Annotated in this window: 22 protein-coding genes; 21 read left to right on the top strand and 1 reads right to left on the bottom strand. The window is 35.9% G+C overall.

What is annotated here, in order from left to right; genetic code table 11:
• Positions 1 to 12 precede the first annotated feature (12 nt).
• The 3 genes from ABS911_RS04870 to thrB are packed head-to-tail and all read left to right on the top strand — an operon-like array spanning position 13 to position 3226.
• A complete protein-coding gene (locus ABS911_RS04870; protein WP_350466579.1) occupies positions 13 to 1302 on the top strand; it encodes a homoserine dehydrogenase in 1290 nt (429 codons plus the stop codon).
• The gene (thrC, locus tag ABS911_RS04865) at positions 1302 to 2360 is read left to right on the top strand and encodes a threonine synthase (protein WP_350466578.1); all 1059 of its coding nucleotides are present in this window, start codon (positions 1302 to 1304) and stop codon (positions 2358 to 2360) included. Before ABS911_RS04870 ends, thrC begins: the two co-directional genes overlap by 1 nt.
• Positions 2357 to 3226, top strand: a complete 870-nt coding sequence (thrB, locus tag ABS911_RS04860) for a homoserine kinase (RefSeq protein ID WP_350466577.1) — start codon at positions 2357 to 2359, stop codon at positions 3224 to 3226. The genes thrC and thrB overlap by 4 nt, the downstream gene beginning before the upstream one ends.
• A 66-nt stretch (positions 3227 to 3292) precedes the next feature.
• Here the strand turns inward: thrB and ABS911_RS04855 are convergent, their stop codons facing one another.
• Positions 3293 to 3934: a copper homeostasis protein CutC gene (locus ABS911_RS04855; RefSeq protein ID WP_350466576.1), complete on the bottom strand. Its 642-nt coding sequence runs from the start codon at positions 3932 to 3934 to the stop codon at positions 3293 to 3295.
• Positions 3935 to 4184: 250 nt separating this feature from the next.
• Between ABS911_RS04855 and dapG the strand changes: the two genes are divergently transcribed.
• The 18 genes from dapG to ABS911_RS04765 all read left to right on the top strand — a co-directional run bounded on the left by dapG (position 4185) and on the right by ABS911_RS04765 (position 20414).
• On the top strand, positions 4185 to 5384 hold the full coding sequence (dapG, locus tag ABS911_RS04850) for an aspartate kinase (protein WP_350466575.1): 1200 nt from the start codon (positions 4185 to 4187) through the stop codon (positions 5382 to 5384).
• Between the two features lie 170 nt (positions 5385 to 5554).
• Positions 5555 to 6100: a YqeG family HAD IIIA-type phosphatase gene (locus tag ABS911_RS04845; RefSeq protein WP_350466574.1), complete on the top strand. Its 546-nt coding sequence runs from the start codon at positions 5555 to 5557 to the stop codon at positions 6098 to 6100.
• Positions 6078 to 7211 carry a ribosome biogenesis GTPase YqeH gene (gene yqeH / locus ABS911_RS04840; RefSeq protein WP_350466573.1) on the top strand — a complete coding sequence of 378 codons (1134 nt, stop codon included), beginning with the start codon at positions 6078 to 6080 and terminating at the stop codon, positions 7209 to 7211. The genes ABS911_RS04845 and yqeH overlap by 23 nt, the downstream gene beginning before the upstream one ends.
• Before the next feature lie 54 nt (positions 7212 to 7265).
• On the top strand, positions 7266 to 7580 hold the full coding sequence (gene yhbY, locus ABS911_RS04835; RefSeq protein ID WP_350466572.1) for a ribosome assembly RNA-binding protein YhbY: 315 nt from the start codon (positions 7266 to 7268) through the stop codon (positions 7578 to 7580).
• A gap of 43 nt (positions 7581 to 7623) precedes the next feature.
• On the top strand, positions 7624 to 8268 hold the full coding sequence (locus ABS911_RS04830) for a nicotinate-nucleotide adenylyltransferase (RefSeq protein WP_350466571.1): 645 nt from the start codon (positions 7624 to 7626) through the stop codon (positions 8266 to 8268).
• Positions 8258 to 8866 carry a bis(5'-nucleosyl)-tetraphosphatase (symmetrical) YqeK gene (gene yqeK, locus ABS911_RS04825; protein WP_350466570.1) on the top strand — a complete coding sequence of 203 codons (609 nt, stop codon included), beginning with the start codon at positions 8258 to 8260 and terminating at the stop codon, positions 8864 to 8866. Before ABS911_RS04830 ends, yqeK begins: the two co-directional genes overlap by 11 nt.
• A gap of 10 nt (positions 8867 to 8876) precedes the next feature.
• Positions 8877 to 9233, top strand: a complete 357-nt coding sequence (gene rsfS, locus ABS911_RS04820; RefSeq protein WP_035022163.1) for a ribosome silencing factor — start codon at positions 8877 to 8879, stop codon at positions 9231 to 9233.
• A gap of 5 nt (positions 9234 to 9238) precedes the next feature.
• Positions 9239 to 9973, top strand: coding sequence for a class I SAM-dependent DNA methyltransferase (locus tag ABS911_RS04815; protein WP_350466569.1), 735 nt, complete (start codon positions 9239 to 9241; stop codon positions 9971 to 9973).
• Positions 9974 to 10045: 72 nt separating this feature from the next.
• On the top strand, positions 10046 to 11842 hold the full coding sequence (gene recQ, locus ABS911_RS04810) for a DNA helicase RecQ (protein WP_350466568.1): 1797 nt from the start codon (positions 10046 to 10048) through the stop codon (positions 11840 to 11842).
• Positions 11843 to 11856: 14 nt separating this feature from the next.
• A complete protein-coding gene (locus ABS911_RS04805) occupies positions 11857 to 13080 on the top strand; it encodes a nucleotidyltransferase (protein WP_350466567.1) in 1224 nt (407 codons plus the stop codon).
• A gap of 85 nt (positions 13081 to 13165) precedes the next feature.
• On the top strand, positions 13166 to 13729 hold the full coding sequence (locus tag ABS911_RS04800) for a YceD family protein (RefSeq protein WP_350466566.1): 564 nt from the start codon (positions 13166 to 13168) through the stop codon (positions 13727 to 13729).
• Between the two features lie 68 nt (positions 13730 to 13797).
• Positions 13798 to 13977: a 50S ribosomal protein L32 gene (rpmF, locus tag ABS911_RS04795; protein WP_013710429.1), complete on the top strand. Its 180-nt coding sequence runs from the start codon at positions 13798 to 13800 to the stop codon at positions 13975 to 13977.
• 211 nt (positions 13978 to 14188) lie between these two features.
• Positions 14189 to 14563 (top strand): DUF3397 domain-containing protein, encoded by a 375-nt coding sequence (locus ABS911_RS04790; RefSeq protein ID WP_350466565.1) that lies wholly within the window; start codon positions 14189 to 14191, stop codon positions 14561 to 14563.
• 341 nt (positions 14564 to 14904) lie between these two features.
• On the top strand, positions 14905 to 15336 hold the full coding sequence (gene mraZ, locus ABS911_RS04785) for a division/cell wall cluster transcriptional repressor MraZ (RefSeq protein ID WP_350466564.1): 432 nt from the start codon (positions 14905 to 14907) through the stop codon (positions 15334 to 15336).
• Positions 15337 to 15392: 56 nt separating this feature from the next.
• Positions 15393 to 16349: a 16S rRNA (cytosine(1402)-N(4))-methyltransferase RsmH gene (gene rsmH, locus ABS911_RS04780; protein ID WP_350466563.1), complete on the top strand. Its 957-nt coding sequence runs from the start codon at positions 15393 to 15395 to the stop codon at positions 16347 to 16349.
• Between the two features lie 31 nt (positions 16350 to 16380).
• Complete coding sequence (ftsL, locus tag ABS911_RS04775) at positions 16381 to 16764, top strand: cell division protein FtsL (RefSeq protein ID WP_350466562.1); 384 nt, start codon at positions 16381 to 16383, stop codon at positions 16762 to 16764.
• The gene (locus ABS911_RS04770) at positions 16761 to 18920 is read left to right on the top strand and encodes a penicillin-binding transpeptidase domain-containing protein (RefSeq protein WP_350466561.1); all 2160 of its coding nucleotides are present in this window, start codon (positions 16761 to 16763) and stop codon (positions 18918 to 18920) included. Before ftsL ends, ABS911_RS04770 begins: the two co-directional genes overlap by 4 nt.
• Positions 18921 to 18935: 15 nt before the next feature.
• A complete protein-coding gene (locus ABS911_RS04765) occupies positions 18936 to 20414 on the top strand; it encodes a UDP-N-acetylmuramoyl-L-alanyl-D-glutamate--2,6-diaminopimelate ligase (protein ID WP_350466560.1) in 1479 nt (492 codons plus the stop codon).
• The last annotated feature ends 3 nt before the right edge of the window (positions 20415 to 20417 follow it).

The following is a 20417-nucleotide window of genomic DNA, read 5'->3' as shown; positions in this document are numbered from 1 at the left end:
AGGAGACAAACGATGAAAAACCATTTGCAAATAGGGATATTAGGCTTTGGAACAGTTGGAAGTGGTGTGTTGCGTATATTGAAACACCATGAACCAAAATTAAATCAAGTGACCGGTGTCTCTTTAAAAGTAAAAAAAGTTTTAGTGCGCGATATTGATAAAAAGCGAGGCGCAATTGCTGAGGGTATTGAGTTGACTCTGGATGTCGACGAGATTGTAAACGACCCAGAAATAGATATTGTAGTAGAGGTTATGGGGAGTATTGATGAAGCAAAAATGTATATTAAAAAAGCATTGATAGCTGGAAAACATGTTGTCACAGCGAATAAAGATTTAATTGCGCTGCACGGAAATGAATTGGTAGCATTAGCAAAAGCGAACCAGTGTGATTTGTACTATGAAGCTAGTGTTGCTGGTGGAATTCCAATTTTACGTACGATAGTAGATAGTCTTGCTTCAGATGAGATCCAAAAAGTTTTTGGAATTGTTAATGGAACAACGAACTTTATTTTGTCAAAAATGACGAGTGAAGGAAAAACTTATGAAGAAGCTTTAAAAGAAGCTCAAGAATTAGGTTTTGCAGAAAGCAATCCAACAAATGATGTTGATGGAATAGATGCTGCACGCAAAATGGTTATATTGACGCGTTTAGCTTTTGGCATGAATGTTGAATTAGATCAAATTGAAACAAAAGGAATTCGAAATTTACAACAAGAAGACATTCAAATGGCTGGAAAATTAGGTTATAAAATCAAATTGATTGGTTCAGCGATTCAAATCGAAGGAAATATAAGTGTGGATGTCGGTCCAGTACTTGTACCAGCTAATCATCCATTGGCAAGTGTTCAAAATGAAAATAATGCTGTTTTTGTCGTTGGTGCAGCGGTTGGGGAAACGATGTATTATGGCCCTGGCGCCGGTGAGTTGCCAACAGCAAATAGCATCGTCAGTGATGTGATAACTGTGGCGAAGAATATCCAGTTAGGTACGAGTGGCAATGTCTTTAGTTCCTACCAACATGAAACAAACCTTGCAAAAGATTCTGAAGTAAGCAATAAATATTATATTGCTATTGAGATGCAAGATAAAACTGGTCAATTTTTAGCTTTAGCAAAAGTATTCAGCCAATGTGATAGCGGTTTTGACCAAATTATTCAGCAACCACATTCAAATGAAACGGCAAAAGTAGTAATCGTGACACATGAAATAAATAAATCGCAACAAAAAGAAATTTTGAAAGCACTCAAAGAGTCAAAGGATATGGATCTTCTTGTTTGTTTTAAAGTAATGGAGGGGAAATAATGTATCAAGGTTTGCTTGAAAAATATAAAGAACTATTACCGGTCACAGATAAAACGCCTATGATTTCTCTCTATGAAGGAAACACGCCTTTAATTCCACTAACGAATCTTTCGAAAGAACTCGGGATTGATCTATATGGAAAATACGAAGGGTTGAATCCTACTGGTTCATTTAAAGATCGTGGAATGGTTATGGCCGTAGCGAAAGCAAAAGAAGAAGGAGCGAAAGCAATCATTTGTGCGTCTACTGGGAATACCAGCGCTGCAGCTGCAGCATACGCTACACGAGCTGGTTTAAAAGCGTACATCGTCATTCCAGATGGAAAAATAGCTTTAGGTAAATTAGCTCAAGCAGTCATGTATGGAGCAGACATTATTTCAATCCAAGGCAATTTTGACCAAGCGTTGAAATCGGTTCGTAAATTAGCTGAAACAGAAGCCGTTACATTAGTTAATTCGGTTAATCCTTATCGTATTGAGGGACAAAAAACAGCAGCTTTTGAAGTATGTGAAGATCTCGGAAAGGCCCCGGATGTGTTAGCTATCCCGGTCGGTAATGCAGGAAATATTACTGCCTACTGGAAAGGGTTTAAAGAATGGGATAAATTGAATCAAACGGGGTTGCCAAGAATGCACGGATATGAAGCAGAAGGCGCGGCTGCTATTGTGAAAGGAAAAGTGATTGAAAATCCTGAAACAATTGCAACAGCTATTAGAATTGGAAATCCAGCTAGTTGGGAATTAGCGGAGAACGCTCGAGATGAGTCTAAGGGAAAAATTGATTCTGTGACTGACGATGAGATCATCAATGCTTACCGTAAAGTTGCTGCAATGGATGGTGTATTTATTGAACCAGGATCTGCAGCTTCATTAGCAGGAGTGATCAAGGATGTCAAAAGCGGAGCCATAACAAAGGGTGAAACTGTTGTCTGTGTGTTTACTGGAAACGGACTAAAAGACCCAGATACTGCGCTTGAAGTGACGACAATTCCTATTTCAAAGATGGACGACTTAGAAGATATGAAAAAACATTTGCAAGCAGGTGTTGGAAAATTATGAAAATAATCGTACCAGGAACAACGTCAAATTTGGGTCCCGGTTTTGATTCATGTGGGTTAGCTTTAAACCTCTATTTGACATTGGAAATAGGAACTGAAACTGACAGTTGGATCATTCACCACCAACTTGGAGAAAGTATACCAAATGATGAAACAAATCTCATTATCCAAACTGCCTTATCTCTAGTTCCAACGCTTACGCCTAGAAAGTTATGGATGGAAAGTGAGATTCCTGCAACACGCGGATTAGGAAGCAGCTCAGCAGCAATTATCGCAGGTATTGAAATGGCTAATCAATTAGCTGGATTACAGTTAAGTGATAAAGAAAAAGTAACGCTGGCTTCTAACTTAGAAGGGCATCCAGATAATGCTGCACCCGCAATTCTTGGCGATTTCGTAGTAGCCAGCAAAATTCAAGACTCTGTTTATGCAGTGAAACATGCTTTCCCAGACGTGGGTATACTAGCGGTTATTCCAATCGATGAATTATTAACAAAAGAAAGTCGAGATGTATTGCCGAAAACGTTGGGTTATGTGCAAGCTGTACAAGCAAGTTCTATCAGCAATGTAATGATTGCAGCAGTCTTAGCGAATGATTTGAACCTAGCGGGAGAAATGATGGGGAATGATTTATGGCATGAAAACTATCGTAAAGATTTAGTGCCTCATTTATCTCAAATTCGTAGCCTAGCAAAAAAAAATGGAGCTTATGCTACATTTTTAAGTGGCGCAGGATCAACGGTATTGATTTTAGTGCCTTATTCGAAATTAAAAGAGCTAGAGCAACGCTTAAAAGAGACCTTTACAGATGCAGATGTACGACAATTTAGTGTTGAACGAGAAGGTATCCAAGTAAAAACCAAGTAAAAAAAGTCGGAACATTATGTTCCGACTTTTTTTACTTGGTTCTATTATTTATTTGGAAATGTGAACTCAAAGTTCGCCGACTATTTTTGAACCATGTAATTCTGTAACGCCAAGGTATTGTTGGATAGCATCTGCATTTTCACTAGTGATGCCTCCACCAGGAAGAATAAGAATACGATCTTTCGCGTAATCAACTAATTCTTTAAGGTGAGGAAGTGTTTCTTCAATTGACAAGCTTAAGTCTCCACCATGAGTTAAAATTCTTTGGACGCCATGTTCAGCTAACCAGTCAATAGCTTCAAATTGTTTTTCAACGGGTATAGCATCGAAAGCCATATGAAACGTCACTTGTAGTCCGTAGGCTTCTTCTAGTAATTGTTCCATGGCATCTTCATCAATCAATTGATCGTTGGTCAGACAACCTAATACAATGCCGTCTAATCCTAAATTACGGGCTTCAATAATGTCATAACCCATAATTTTCAGTTCGCTATCATTGTAAATAAAATCACCTGAACGAGGACGGATCATAGCCATTAATGGAATCATTTTTTCAGCACAATAAGCAGCTGCTTCATGCATGACACCTTTGCTGACAGTTGTTCCCCCGCTGATCAAGTAATCACATAATTCAATTCTGGTTGCTCCTTGAGCAATGGCTTTAGGAATAAAACTATAATTTTCTAAACAAACTTCTTTTAAATACATTAGTATAAACTCCTTTTAAGTGGATGTGCTAATTTATTGACTCTCTAATTGCTTATTTCATTGTGTAACCATCATTAGTATAGCAAAAAAAAACTAAATTGTTCTATGAAATTCGTAAGATAATTGAAACTAAAGAATGTCTTCGCTATAATAAAGCAGAAATACTAAATCAAAATTTCTAATTTAAAAAACGAACTTAATAAGTATGCTGTATTTATTGCAGATAAACAGGTTTAAAGGATGGTAAACAATGAAAATTTTAATTCAAAAATTTGGCGGTACATCAGTGAAAAATGAAGAAAGTCGATTAGCAGCCGAAAAACACATCGAACATGCAGTTTCATTAGGCTATAAAGTAATTGTTGTTGTGTCTGCTATTGGAAGAATGGGCGATCCATATGCAACAGATTCTTTATTGGATTTGATTGATGGAGAAAGAAGCTATTTAGATCTAAGAGAGCGAGATATGCTGTTGTCCGTTGGAGAGACAATCTCAACCGCTGTTTTTACAAATCAATTAAAAAAGAATGGCATCAATGCAGTCGGTTTAACGGGACAAAGTGCTGGTATTCGAACGAATGAAGACTACGGACAGGCAAAAGTGATAAGAGTCGATACTGCAACAATAAATGAGCAATTTAAAACAAAAGATGTAGCTGTAGTAGCTGGTTTTCAAGGAGTAAGCGATAATGGACATGTCACAACAATTGGTCGCGGCGGCAGTGATACGACTGCTGCCTTGTTAGGTGCTGCATTTAAAGCAGAAAGCATTGATATTTTTACAGATGTTTCTGGAATGATGACAGCGGATCCTAGGTTAGTGGAAAATGCTCAATTTTTACAAGTCGTAAGTTATAATGAAGTCAGTAATATGGCTCATGAAGGAGCAAAAGTCATTGATCCGAGAGCGGTTGAAATCGCACAACAAGCAGGAATACCGGTTCGGATCCGTTCAACTTATGAAACTGTAACAGATGTGGGAACATTGATCACACATTCAGAAGACCAAAACATCCCACAAAGACTAGTGACCGGAATTGCTCATGTGCCTCATTTAGTACAATTTACGATTGAAACAAACGAAAAGCTACAGGAGTCATTGTTTAATCTCTTAGCGCAATCCGGCTTTAGTTTGGATTTCATCAATATATTCCCTGGGAAAATCGTTTTCACTTTACCGCAACAGATTAGCGAAAAAGCAAAACAATTATTGGATGAACAAAGCGTTACCTATACGACTCACGAAAATTGTGCGAAGGTTGCAATTGTAGGTGCAGGAATAACGGGAGTCCCAGGTGTGACTGCTAAAATTGTAACAGCAATGGCAAAATTGAACATACCCATCTATCAATCTGCCGATAGCTATACAACCATTTGGATTCTTATTGAAGAAAAAAACTTAAAACTAGCATTGAATGAACTACATGAAGTATTTTTACAAGTAAACTAAAAATAATGTAGCTGTTCTTTATAAGGTTAAAATAATTCTGTCATATGAGAATTAGCCTAAAAAAGACCGCTAATGATTGTTTTTTTAATAATTTGGCGTATAATTAAGTAAATAGTAAACTTTAGGAGTACTGTAAGAGGTACTCCTATTTTAATGAGTAGGGTGAAAAAATGTTAAAGATATTTAAACCGACTTATATGGTAGAAGCGATTTACCATATAACACCAGAACAATTGAAAGAACAAAATGTCAAAGCTGTCTTAGCAGACTTGGACAATACTTTGATTGCATGGAATAATCCAGATGGGACCGAAGAATTGATTGCATGGATCAGCCTTATGGAAGAAGCTGGTATTCCTGTAGTGATTCTTTCTAATAACAAAGCAACACGTGTGGAGCGAGTTGCAAAGGTATTGCGACTAGACTATGTTTCGAGAGCTTTAAAACCAACAACGATTGGGTTTAAAAGAGCGAGTAAAAAATTAAATCTATCTACTGATGAGATCATTATGGTTGGCGATCAGATTATGACGGATATTTGGGGAGCAAACCTTGCTGGGATACGTAATGTATTAGTAAAACCGATATTAAACACAGACGCTTGGAATACTCGATTTAACCGTTTTATGGAGCTGCATATTATGAACTATATGATCAAAAAAGATCCAACTATGAGATGGAGGAAGTCAATAAATGACGACAAAAGAATTAAATAATGAGGAAGAGATCCGTTGTATCGGATGCGGAGCTATTATTCAAACAATGGACAAAGAGGCTGTAGGATACACACCAGCTTCAGCCTTAGAAAAAGGGTTAGAAAAAGGTGAGGTCTACTGTCAACGTTGTTTCAGATTGCGCCATTATAATGAAATTCAAGATGTTCAACTGACTGATGATGATTTTCTGAAATTATTAAATGAACTGGGTTCGGAAGATGCATTAATCGTGAACGTAATTGATATTTTTGACTTCAATGGTAGTTTGATACCTGGACTACACCGTTTTGTTGGGAAAAATCCAGTATTGTTAGTTGGGAATAAAGTAGACTTACTTCCTAAGTCATTGAAGCGTGGTAAAATGACGCAATGGTTACGTGAACGGGCTCATGAGGAAGGGTTACGACCAGAAGATGTTTTATTAACTAGCGCCATGAAACCTGCTGAGATGGAGATCTTGCTTGATGCTATTGAAAAGCATCGTAAAGGACGTGATGTATTTGTAGTTGGGGTCACCAATGTTGGAAAATCGACATTGATCAACCAAATCATTAAGTCAACTGCTGGCGTACAAGATTTGATTACGACTTCTCAATTTCCTGGAACAACGCTTGATCGGATAGAAATTCCGTTGGATGATGGTAAAAATTTAATCGATACACCAGGAATTATCCATCGTCATCAAATGGCTCATGTTTTAGGGGACAAAGATTTGAAGTTGATTGCACCTAAAAAAGAAATCAAACCAATCGTTTATCAATTAAATGAAGGACAAACTTTATTTTTTGGTGGAGTAGCTCGTTTTGATTACTTAAAAGGAGCAAGACATTCATTTACTTGTTTTGTGTCTAATGATTTGCATATACATCGTACTAAATTAGAAAAAGCGGATGAATTGTATCAAAAACAAGTAGGCAAGCTATTGCAACCGCCTCGTGAAGATGAGGTTGATGGATTCCCTGAATTGGTTCGATTTGAATTTTCCGTTAAAGAAAAAGCTGACATAGTCTTTGCGGGCCTTGGTTGGGTAACAGTTAATGAGCCTGGATGCGTCGTAGCTGGATGGGCGCCCAAAGGAATAGATGTTCTTATCCGGAAATCTTTAATATAATAAACTAGAAATAAAGTAGAAGAGATCACTATGGTCTTAATGGAGTGAATAAAAATGAAGTTAACAGGTAAACAAAAACGTTTTTTAAGAAGCAAAGCACATCATTTAAATCCTATTTTTCAAATTGGGAAAAATGGATTGAATAAAGAAGTTATCGTACAAATTAATGAAGCATTAGAAAAAAGAGAACTAATCAAAGTAGGGTTATTACAAAATACAGATGAAATAGCTGAAGATGTAGCAGCTGTTCTTGAAGAAGAAACCGGCTGTGATGCAGTACAAATAATTGGCCGTGTTATTGTGTTATTTAAGAAATCTAATCAAGAAAAATATCAACGTATTTCAAATGAAATTCCACGAGCAAAATAACAAACTGTTTAGTTAATAAATTTTTGGAAGAAAGGTGATTAGCTTGAAAAGGCAATCTTTTTCTAATAGTAGAACTCAATTAGCAACAGAAATTGAATTTGACATCCAACCCAAAAAAAGAGTTGGTATTCTTGGTGGGACTTTCAATCCTCCTCATATCGGACACTTGATTATTGCGGATCAAGTTTGTCATCAATTGGGTTTAGAAAAAATCTATTTTATGCCAAGTGCCAACCCGCCACATCAAGATGAAAAAAAAGCAATTGAAGCCACTCATCGACTTCATATGGTTGAACAAGCCATCGAAGGCAATCAAAGATTTGATGTTGAAAAAGCAGAAATTGAACGTGGTGGAAAAAGTTACACCTATGATACAATGGTGAAATTGAAGGAAGAACATCCGGATACAGACTATTATTTTATTATTGGTGGAGATATGGTAGAGTACTTACCAAAATGGTATAAGATAGAAGAATTGTCTCAACTTGTAGAATTTGTGGGAGTTAATCGCCCAGGATACAACCTTCTTAGCCCGTATCCAATTATTTGGGTAGATGTACCTTCAATGGATATCAGTTCTACTTCCTTGCGCAAAAATTTAGAAATGAACTGTCCCGTAAATTATTTGATCCCTAGAAAAACGCTAGAGTATATTTGGCGCGAAGGGTTGTATCAAAATGGAAAATAATATGAATCAATTAAGGTATTCAAAAAGATACACAACGCTTACAAGAAACGAATTGATTCAAGCTGTTCAAAGTCAAATGAGCCAAAAACGGTTTCAGCATGTTTTAGGTGTAGAGCAAGCAGCTGTTCAATTAGCAGAAAAATATGGCGCGTCAACTGAAGCATCTAGTATTGCGGCGTTAACGCATGATTACGCAAAAGAACGCAGCGACAAAGAGATGCAGGATTTAATTTATCGTGAACAGTTTGATTTAGAAATGCTGGAATATGGAAGCAATATTTGGCATGGTCCATTAGGTGCGTTTTTAGTTGAACATGAACTAGGAATATCTGATCCAGATATTCTAAATGCTATTAAACATCACACAATAGGTGCAGTAGAAATGACTATTTTAGAACAAGTTATTTACGTTGCTGATTATATCGAACCCGGTAGAAATTTTCCTAGTGTAGAAGATGCGCGGAACATTGCAGCAGAAAATCTACAAGCAGCAGTTCAATATGAAACAAAACAAACCTTGCAGCATTTGATTGAAAAAAACAGAAAAATCTATCCAAAAACAATTGCTACGTATAATAAATGGGTAGCAAATCCTTAGGAGGAACAACATGGTAACTGAAAGCATAGAATTAGTAGAATTGGTTGTAAAGGCAGCAGATGATAAAAGAGCAGAGGACATCATTGCAATGGATGTTAGCAAAATTTCTATTTTAGCAGATTACTTTATTGTTATGCACGGTAATAGTGAAAAACAAGTTAAAGCTATCTCTGAAGAAATCATTGATAAAGCTGAAGAAGCTGGAATTGATGTAAGAAGAGTTGAAGGACGCGATTCATCTAAGTGGTTGCTAATTGACCTTGGAGATGTAGTGGTTCATGTCTTCCATTACTCAGAACGTTCATTTTATAATCTTGAAAAATTATGGAGTGATGCTCCGTTGGTAGACATCACTAAGATGGTCTAATTTCAATGAGTTATCAAACATTTGCACAGGTATATGATGCGATCATGGATGAAACCCTTTATGATCGTTGGGGGCAATTTATTGATAAGCACCTTCAAAATAAAAAGGCAAAGGTGTTGGAACTTGCTTGCGGGACGGGTGCGTTAGCGGTAGCACTCTCTAAAAGAGGCTACACTGTAACAGGATTAGATCTCTCTGACAACATGTTGAGTTTAGCAAATGAACGAGCAATGGCAGAAAAAGTAGATCTACCCTTAATTCAAGCAGACATGATGGAACTATCTGACATTGGTCAGTATGAAGCTGTTACGTGTTTTTCAGACTCACTATGTTATATGCCAAATGAAGAAGCAGTGTCAAAAGTTTTTCAACAAGTCTATAATGTATTAACAGAATCAGGAACATTTTTATTTGATGTTCATTCGACTTATCAAACGGATAAAGTATTTCCAGGGTATATGTTTAACGACCAATCTGAAGAAATTAGTTTCTTATGGAAAAGTTATGCGGGTGAAGAACCTCATTCTGTCGAACATGACCTAACGTTTTTTGTTTATGATGAAGAATTAGATCTTTATGAACGCTACGATGAAACACATAAAGAACGGACATATTCAATCGAACAGTATAAAAATATGCTTTCCAAAGCGGGTTTTTCTTCAATTGAAGTAAGTGCTGATTTTGGGGATACTGAAGTTACCGAAGAAAGTCCACGTTGGTTTTTTGTTTGTACGAAATAAATAGCTTATAAATGAAACCTTTTTAATGGAAAACAGAAAAATCGATTAGGATTTTTCTGTTTTTTTTACATAATGATTTCTATCGAAAGGAGAGATACATTGTTAACAAAGGCTTATCATGTGCTCCAAGAGACATATGGATTTACAGAATTTAAAACCGGACAAAAAGAAGTCATTGAAAAAGTTTTACAAGGAAAAGATACGTTAGCGATTATGCCAACAGGCGGGGGGAAATCCCTTTGTTACCAGATTCCTTCTCTAGTCTTTGAAGGAGTAACAATAGTTGTTTCACCACTTATTTCATTGATGAAGGATCAAGTAGATGCATTAACAGAAGTAGGTATACCGGCTACTTATTTAAATAGCACGTTAACTGCTGCAGAGATGAATGTGCGTTTGAAAAAGGCAGTCAATGGAGATTATAAATTGATTTATGTTGCTCCTGAGCGTTTTCAAACGGAAGAAATTTTTTATTTGATGCATACTATAAATATTTCAATGATAGCTATCGATGAAGCGCATTGTATTTCTCAGTGGGGACATGATTTTAGGCCAAGTTACTTGTCTTTAGGAGAATCAATCCAACAATTGGATTACCGACCTGTCGTGTTAGCTTTAACAGCTACGGCAACACCTATTGTCTCAAACGATATTTTAAATTTATTAGGCATTCTACCTGATAATCGAGTGAAAACAGGTTTTGAGCGTGATAACCTAGCATTTCAAGTTGTTAAAGGACAAGAACGAAACCGATTCTTATTGGATTATTTAACAGTGAACAAAGGGCAATCTGGAATTGTCTACGCTAGCACACGAAAAGAAGTGGAGCGGATCTATGAACTGCTAAATGCCAAAAAAATTAAGGCTGGTAAGTATCATGGCGGGTTAAAAGAAGATGAACGTAACAGCTGGCAAGAAAAATTTTTATATGATGAAGTCACGGTAATGGTCGCAACAAATGCATTTGGTATGGGGATTGATAAAAGCAATGTCCGCTTTGTTATTCATTACCAAATTCCAAAAAATATTGAAGCTTATTATCAAGAAGCTGGACGTGCGGGTAGAGATGGATTGCCAAGTGATGCGATTTTATTATTTTCTCCTCAAGATATGCAAATTCAGAAATTCTTTATTGACCAATCAGAGATGACGGAAGAATTAAAAAACCAAGAATATCGAAAATTAAGAGAAATGTCCCAATATGGGTCAACGCAAATTTGTTTGCAACGGTACATTGTCGAATATTTTGGTGACAATTGTGAGGATTGTGGAAGATGCAGCAACTGTTTAGATGATCGTGAAGTTGCAGATATTACGTTGGAGACTCAAAAAGTTTTATCCTGTGTTAAGCGAATGGGCCAAACGTATGGAAAGTCGCTCATCATGAAAGTATTGACAGGCTCAAAAGATAAAAAAGTCACGCAATGGCATTTTGAAGACCTTTCAACTTATGGATTGATGAAAGGGGTGCCTCAAAAAGATGTGACTCAATTGATTGATTATTTAACGGCTGAAAAATATTTAATGCCTACTGATGGTCAATACCCCATTTTAAAATTAACCGAAAAAGCTGTTGCTGTTTTAAAGGGAGAACTGACTGTTACCAGAAAACAAGCAAAAGTTGCACAAAAAGTAGCAGTAGATGATGCTTTATTCGATCAATTAAGAGAACTAAGACGTGCATTCGCAACGGAACAAAAAGTTCCACCTTATGTTATTTTCTCAGATGAAACATTACACCAAATGTGTGTATTAATGCCTCAAAACGAAACCGAAATGTTGACAGTAAAAGGTGTAGGAGAAAACAAATTAGAAAAATACGGAGAAGCTTTTTTAACCTGCTTGAAACAAGCTAAAGTAACAAGTTAAAGAGAGGTCTTTGAATGATAAAGAGTTGTGGTGTAGTTGTAGAATATAATCCATTACACAATGGTCATGTGTATCATTTGAAACAAGCTAGGGAATTATCGGGCGCGGATATTATTATTGCTGTAATGAGTGGGAATTTCTTGCAACGCGGCGAACCAGCTATTGTAGATAAATGGGCTAGGACACAAATGGCGTTAGCAGCTGGAGCAGATATAGTGATTGAATTACCGGTGGCTTTTAGTGCGCAACCAGCGGACTATTTTGCTAAAGGAGCCGTTGGACTATTGCAAGCCATGAAATGCGATGCCATCTGCTTTGGTTCTGAATCAGGTGAAGGGACGGATTACCAAAAACTAGCTCAATTTTTAAATCAACATACAACAATGATTAACCAACGATTTAAAGAAAATAAAAATCCAGGACAAACATATGCTTCACAAATGGAACAAGTTCTTAAGGAACTCCTTCCGAACCAACCCATCGCTCTTTCTACACCAAATAATATTTTGGGATTAGCCTACGCAAAAGAGAACCTACTTTATGAAAAACCGATGGAACTTTATACCCTGACACGAGTCGGATCGGGTTATCACGATGAAGAATTAATTGAGCAAAGTTTTTCAAGTGCTACAGCTATTCGAAAAAAAATATTAGAGACCAAACAAAATACTTTACCTTTTGAAGAATTGAAGGCAAGTATGCCAACAAGCAGTTTGGAGTTAGTAATAGCCAACCCACTTGTTAGCTGGGAAGATTATTGGCCTTATTTAAAATATCAAATAGAAGTTCAGTCATTGGAAGAACTACAGTCGATTTACCAAGTAACAGAAGGTATTGAATACCGCTTAAAAGAATGTATTCAAAAAGCCAAAAGTTTTGAACAGTTTATTTCGTTAGTTAAAAATAAACGAGTATCATGGACTCGATTGCAACGAATGTGTGTTTATATTTTACTTCAATTAAAAAAAGGAGACATGGTTGAGGAATTGAAAAAACCAAAAGCTATCCATTTATTAGGTTTCAGTTTATTAGGAAGAAAGTACTTGAAAGAAACAAAGAAAGAGTTAGCCATACCTTTAATTGCCAATGTAACCAAAAAGAATAAAAATTTATGGACATTGGATATAAAAGCGGGTAAAATTTATCAAATGGGTCAGTTAGGTTTAATAAAAGAACAAGATTATTATCGTCAGCCGCTAAATTTTTATTTTGAAAATACTCATGAAAACAAAGCTTAGCAAGAAAAGACTGTAAGGTAAAATACGTTGACAAAGGGTTCATTCACTAGTATAATAATCTTTGTTGCTTTAGGAGTGATGTAAAATGAAATGGTCATTAAACGAATTGCAAAAATACCGCAATGAGCCGTTAGTTTTCTCGGAAACTGTTGACTTAAAAAAACCGTTGATGAATCGAGAAAAAGAATTAATGGATGTTTCTCCGATTAACTTAGAAGGAACACTCATTGTTCATGAAAAAGAAATCTTGCTTCATATGGTTGTTTCATTAGATGTGACACTACCCTCTGCAAGATCACTAAAACCAGTTTTATTCCCTATGTCAATTGGAATAGATGAAATCTATATTCCACCTTCTGCTACTCCTGGATCTAAAATAGATAATGAGGAAGAAACCGTCATTCTTTTAGATAAAGATATGATTGATCTGACTGAAGCTATCACGGATGCAGTTTTGTTAAATCTTCCATTGCAAGTCTTTACGCAAGAGGAGATAGAAGGACAAGAAATGCCTAGTGGAAATGATTGGCTGGTCGTTTCTGAAGATGAATACATTTCAGATTTAGAAACACAGAAATCAGAAACTGAGGATCCGCGTTTTGCTGGTTTGAAAGATTTGTTTAAAGATGAATCTGATGATCAGAAATAAGTATGTATTATAGGCTTCTTTTTAGCACAATTTTGTGTAGAGAAGTAATTTTTAAGGAGGTGTAAGGAATGGCAGTACCAGCAAGAAGAACATCAAAAGCTAAGAAAAACAGACGTCGTACCCATTATAAATTAGAAGTTCCAGGTATGAACGCATGCCCTAACTGTGGCGAATTGAAAAAAAGCCATCACGTTTGTGCATCATGTGGACATTACGATGGTAAAGAAGTAATCAGCAAAGAAGCTTAATTTTTTTGCACATTTCATCATGAGATGATTTGAGAAAACCCTTATTGAGACCATGGCTCAATGGGGGTTTTTTTATTTTTAAACTAGTACTTAATTAGAGTATACAAAAAGCTGAAATTGCGTTAAATTTAAAAAGAGCGTTTTTTATGATAGTGTAGTCTAATAAGTAGCCAGATATTAAGGCATATACATATTTAAAAGGTGGGATGAAATGGAGTCCGAGACTTCTTTAATAATAGGGAAACTGATACTGTACTGTTTGCCACTTGTCTTATTGCTTTTTTTCAGTAAGATAACGCAACGTCATTTTAAAAGACAACATTCAGCTATTAAGTTACCAGATCTGTTGGTTCCTTTTTTAATTTTAGGTATTCATATTCTTAGCGAGTTGACCTATGGATTTTCTGTAATTCCATATTTTTTAATTTTTATATTTAGTTTAGGGATTGTTGTACTTTTGGTTATTGCGGCAAAAAAAGGTGAGATTTTATATAAAAGTTTTTTTAAAACGTATTGGCGATTTATTTTTATTAGTTCTATATTAACCTATTACAGTTTGGTTACAGCTAATATAATAATGACTTGAAAAAGACTTAAAAAAAGTTGACCCACTAAAAACAGTGTTACTTTTAGATTACGGAAATAATAGATTAACTAGAAATAGTATTGTTTGAAAATGATTTTAAGATTGATTAGGCAAAAAAAAGCGAAAGAGAGACGAAGTTGTCTCTCTTTCGCTTTTTTTTTTGAAGTAATTTGGGAAAACTCCCCACTTGAAATTCATCATAGGAATAGAAGCATTTAAGTGTTTAAAAATAATCAAGCTGTAACCAAAAAGATTTATGTCTTTTTTTGAATAAATGTGGAGGAAAGTGGGGCGTTGTGGTAGACTAAAAATATCTAATTGGAGTTTGGGGTGAGACAGCTATGTTATTGGGTGAACACAAGCACAACATTGATGCCAAAGGTCGTTTAATCATGCCATCAAAGTTTCGATCTGATTTAGGTGAGAAGTTTATTCTTACTCGTGGATTAGATGGATGTTTGTTTGGATATCCGCAAGAATCATGGTCTGCTCTTGAAGAAAAGCTCAAACAACTTCCGTTAGCAAAGAAAGAAGCTCGTGCTTTTACAAGATTCTTTTACTCAGCTGCTGTTGAATGTGAAATAGATAAACAAGGAAGAATCAATATTCCTCCAACTTTAAGAGAACATGCAAAATTAGAAAAAGTTTGCCATGTTGTTGGAGTTTCTGAACGAATTGAAATTTGGGGAGAGACAAGATGGAACCAAGTTTCCCAAGAAGCTGAAGAGACATTTGATAGTATTGCTGAAGATATGATTGATTTTGGATTCTAGCAATCTACCAGTTTAAAAAAAGATAAATAAATTAGTGAGTTAGGTAGGCGAAAAAAATGACAGCATTTAATCATGAAACAGTCTTATTGCGCGAAACAGTTGATGGGCTGTCGTTATCCCCAGAAGGTATTTATGTTGATTGTACTTTAGGTGGAGCGGGTCATAGTGAATATTTATTATCACAGTTAAATGAAAACGGGCATTTATTTACTTTTGACCAAGACGAGCGTGCAATTGAAAACGCAAAAGCTCGTTTAGCTGAATATGTTGATAAAGGTATGGTTACCTTTATTAAAGCAAATTTCCGATATATTAAAGAAGAATTAACTGAACGTGGAATAAACGAAGTAGATGGAATTTTATATGATTTAGGAGTATCTTCTCCGCAGTTAGATGAAGCAGAACGTGGTTTTAGTTACCATCAAGATGCGCCTCTAGATATGCGAATGGATACAGATGCTCCATTAACGGCAAAAGATGTCGTTAATGAATGGTCTTACCACGATTTGATTAGAATTTTCTACCGTTATGGAGAAGAAAAATTCTCGAAGCAAATTGCTCGTAAAATTGAGGCTGCTAGAGAAATTAAGCCAATTGAAACAACTAGTGAACTAGTTGAACTCATTAAATCAGGAATACCTGCACCAGCTAGAAGAAAAGGCGGCCATCCAGCAAAACGTGTCTTTCAAGCAATACGAATTGCCGTTAATGATGAGTTATCTTCAGTAGAAGATTCGTTGGAACAAGCAATTGAGTTATTGTCAATTGGTGGGCGTATCAGCGTGATTTCTTTTCATTCGTTAGAGGATCGAATCGTTAAATCTATCTTTAAGGATCACTCTAAAGGACCTGAATTGCCGCGTGGATTACCAGTTATTCCAGACGAATTTTTACCTGAATTAAAATTGATTACCAGAAAACCAATTCTACCTTCAGAAGAAGAGTTAGCCGTAAATAATCGTTCGAGAAGTGCCAAGTTACGAATTGCTGAAAAACAAACTAAAATAAACTAAACACTAAAGGATAGGAAGGAAGTATTAAATTATGCCATTAGAAAGTAATTTAGCTAGAAATCTTGAAGTCGAAGTACCCTTTCAGCCGCAGACAGCTCCTACTCCTAAAAAGGATAAAATACATACTCCTTTTACAAAAAGAATAGGTATAACAAAAGGAGAAAAACTACTTATCAGTTCAGTTTTAATTGTTTTGTTTGCTCTTATCGCTGTTAGTATTTCTTTAGAGATTACTATCGCCAGTACTAATCGCACCCTACAAGATGCAACAACTTCAATTGCTGAATCCACAACGGTCAATGAAAATCTAGAACAAGAGGTTCAAGAATTATCACGGTATGATCGTGTGTATGAAATTGCAAATAAGTTTGGTTTAGAAATGAATGAAGAAAATGTAAGGAATGTTATAAAATGACGAATAAAAACCCTCTAAAAAACAGAAAAAAGGTTGCCATACTTTTGTTTTTTGGCACAGTTCTTTTACTCGTTGTTTTTGCGGGACGAATTGCATTTATCATGGTAAAAGGTGAAGTTAATGGCGAAAATTTATCCCAAAATATAAAAAATTTATACACGAGAAGTAGTATCCTAGAAGCAAACCGAGGAACCATATATGATGTTGGGGGAGAATCGGTTGCATTAGATGCTACTTCTTATTCTTTAGTAGCGGTTTTAACAGATCAATGGTCTAATCCTGATGAAGCGCTTCATGTATCGGATAAAGAAAAAACAGCTGAAGTATTAGAAAAATACATCCCCATGAGCAAAGAAGACATTTTAACAAACTTAAATCAAAAAGATCTTTCTCAAGTTGAATTTGGTGAAGCAGGAAAAAACTTATCCTTTGATACAAAAAAGAGTATTGAAGAAGAAAAACTACCAGGTATTGTCTTTGAGGAAACCCCTACAAGACTTTACCCTAATGGAATATTCGCTTCGCATTTAGTCGGTTATGCTGCATTACCTTCTGGAAAAAAAGAGGATGTTTCTAGCACAGATTTAAAAGGCATGATGGGTATTGAGCTTGCATATGACGATATCCTTAAAGGAACAGATGGGAAAACGATTTATCAAAAAGACAGTTTTGGTTACGTTATTCCAAATTCTAAAGTAGAAACAACAGAGCCTGAAAATGGTGATGATATCTATCTGACATTAGATAAGCGGATGCAAGTCTACATGGAAAATGTCATGAGCGAAATTGATGATAAATATAATCCTGCTATGGTAACGGCAACGTTGATTAATCCAGAAACAGGTGCTATTATTGCAGCATCTCAGAGACCCACATTTAATGGAACTACAAAAGAAGGTATTGATCAATTGTGGCAAAATCTTTTGGTTGAGAACACGTACGAACCTGGGTCTACAATGAAGATATTGACTTTAGCTGCAGCCGTCAGCGAAGGTGTGTTTGATCCAAATGCTTATTTCCAATCAGGAGTAAAAATGATTGGAGATGATCCGATTCATGACCATAATCCAAATGGTTGGGGTACAATCTCTTATTTAGAAGGTCTGGCACGTTCTAGTAATGTGGCATTTGCTAACTTAATGGAAAAAATGAGCCCAGAAACTTGGAAAGAATATATGGAGGCCTTCGGAATTGGCGAAACGACTAATTCTGGTTTGGCAAATGAAGCCAATGGTTCAGTTGCTTTTAACTATCCTCTAGAACAAGCGAATACTGCATTTGGGCAAGGATTAACCGTCACCGCATTTCAAATGTTGCAAGCTTTTACAGCGGTAGCAAATGATGGGCAAATGATGAAACCGCAATTTATAAGCAAATTTGTTGATTCAGACACAGGAAAAGAAACAATCGTTGAGCCAGAAGTTGTAGGTCAACCGATAAGTAAAGAAGTAGCAGATCAAACATTGGACTATTTAAAAGAGGTCGTTTACAACAAAAATGGTACAGGAGTAGACTACCAAATCGATGGATATGAAATTGCTGCAAAAACTGGGACTGCTGAGATTGTCAATCCTAAAACAAAACAGTATTATAGTGGTGGAACAAATTACATTTATTCTGTTGCGGCTATGGCTCCAGCAGATGATCCAAAAGTGATTCTCTACATTACAGTACAACAGCCTGAAATTAAAGACGGTAGTACAACAGGAAGTGGAGTAGTTAAAGAAATTTATCATCCTATTATGAAACGAGCATTAGAATATTTGGCCTTAGGAGAAGACGAAGAAGCTGAGGCAAATACGGTCGAAATGCCAAAAGTTACTGGAATTTCAAAAGATGAAGCACTTAAATCATTAGAAGGTACTCAGTTAAATGTGACCGTTGTTGGAAATGGTGATACAATAGTACAACAATTACCATTACCAGCTGATACCACTATTGAAAATCAACGTGTGGTTTTAATGACTAATGGGGCTATGACTATGCCGGATATGATGGGATGGTCAAAAAATGATGTTTTAAAGGTTTCAGAAATAACTGGATTAGAATTTATATTTGAAGGGGAAGGCTATGTAGTTAGTCAAAGTCTTGAACCAAATGCCAATATGCAAAGTACGGATAAAATTAACATAAAATTAGAAACTCCACAAGAATAGAAAAAGGTGAAAATAGTGAAAGCAATCGAATTGATCAAACCATTAAAAACAAAGAAATTTTCGACAGATTTTTCCAATAGTCTAGAAATTACAAAAGTTACTCAAGATACGAGAGAAGTTGAACCAGGTTCGCTTTTTGTCTGTATTATTGGTTCTCTTCATAATGGACATGAGCTAGCAAAAGAAGCTGTTCAAAAAGGAGCAGTTCTAATTGTGGCCAGTGAACCACTAGATGTAGAAGTTCCGGTTGTCTATGTAAACAATACAATGAAAGCTATGGCAATTTTAGCAGCTGCTTTTTATGATTATCCGAGCCAGAATTTGCGTGTCATAGGTGTTACTGGTACAAATGGTAAAACAACAGTCACACATCTTTTAGATTATATTTTTCACGACCACAAGGAGAAAACCGGAGTTATCGGAACGATGTATCGTCGTATAGGCTCTGAAGTTTATGAAACAAAAAATACAACACCAGATAGTCTCACGCTGCAAAAAACATTGCGTGAAATGAAAGAAAAAGGCGTACAGACTTGTTCTATGGAAGTTTCTTCACATTCTTTGATTCAAGGCAGGGTGTGGGGGACTGATTTTGACATTGCAATTTTTACTAATCTAAGTCAAGATCATCTGGAATATCATCACACTATGGAAAAATATGCTGAAGCCAAAAGTTTATTATTTTCACAATTAGGTAATGGCTATCAGCAATGTAAACCAAAATTTGCTATTTTAAATTTTGATGATCCAGTTGGCAGAAGCTTTGAAGAAAAAACGGCTGCCTCTGTTTTTTCTTATGGAATTGATCAACCAGCTGATTTTAAAGCTACTGATTTAAGGATCACAAATAAAGGTACCCGTTTTAATTTGAATTTTGAAAATCAAGTATATGAAGTACAATTACAACTAGTTGGCAAGTTTAATGTGTCGAATGCTTTAGCAGCTATTGCAGGGGCATATGCTGCTGGATTGGAATTGCCTTCTGTCATCCAATCTCTTAGCCAGATAAGTGGCGTACGAGGCCGTTTTGAGATCGTTAAAGGGGAATATGATTTTGCTGTAATTGTTGATTATGCGCACACACCAGATGGATTATTAAATGTATTAAACGCAGTAAATGAAATTAAAACTGGAAATGTATTTTGTGTAGTTGGCTGTGGCGGAGACCGTGACCGCACTAAGCGACCGATCATGGCTGAAATTGCACAAAAAAATTCAGATACAGTCATCTTTACATCTGACAATCCAAGAACGGAAGATCCTAATGCTATATTAAATGAAGTAGTTGCAGGATTAGAAGAAGAGTCGTATCAATTGATTCCTGATAGAAGAGAAGCTATCCAGTCTGCTATTAAACAAGCAGCACCAAACGATATTGTCTTGATTGCTGGAAAAGGTCATGAAAATTACCAAATTATTGGGACTGAAAAAATTCATTTTGATGATGTTGAAGAGGCTGAAAAAGCGATACACATAAAAAACAATGATAAATAGGAG

The sequence above is a fragment of the Carnobacterium sp. genome (assembly GCF_040274425.1).
This window is presented reverse-complemented; position numbering and strand designations above follow the sequence as displayed.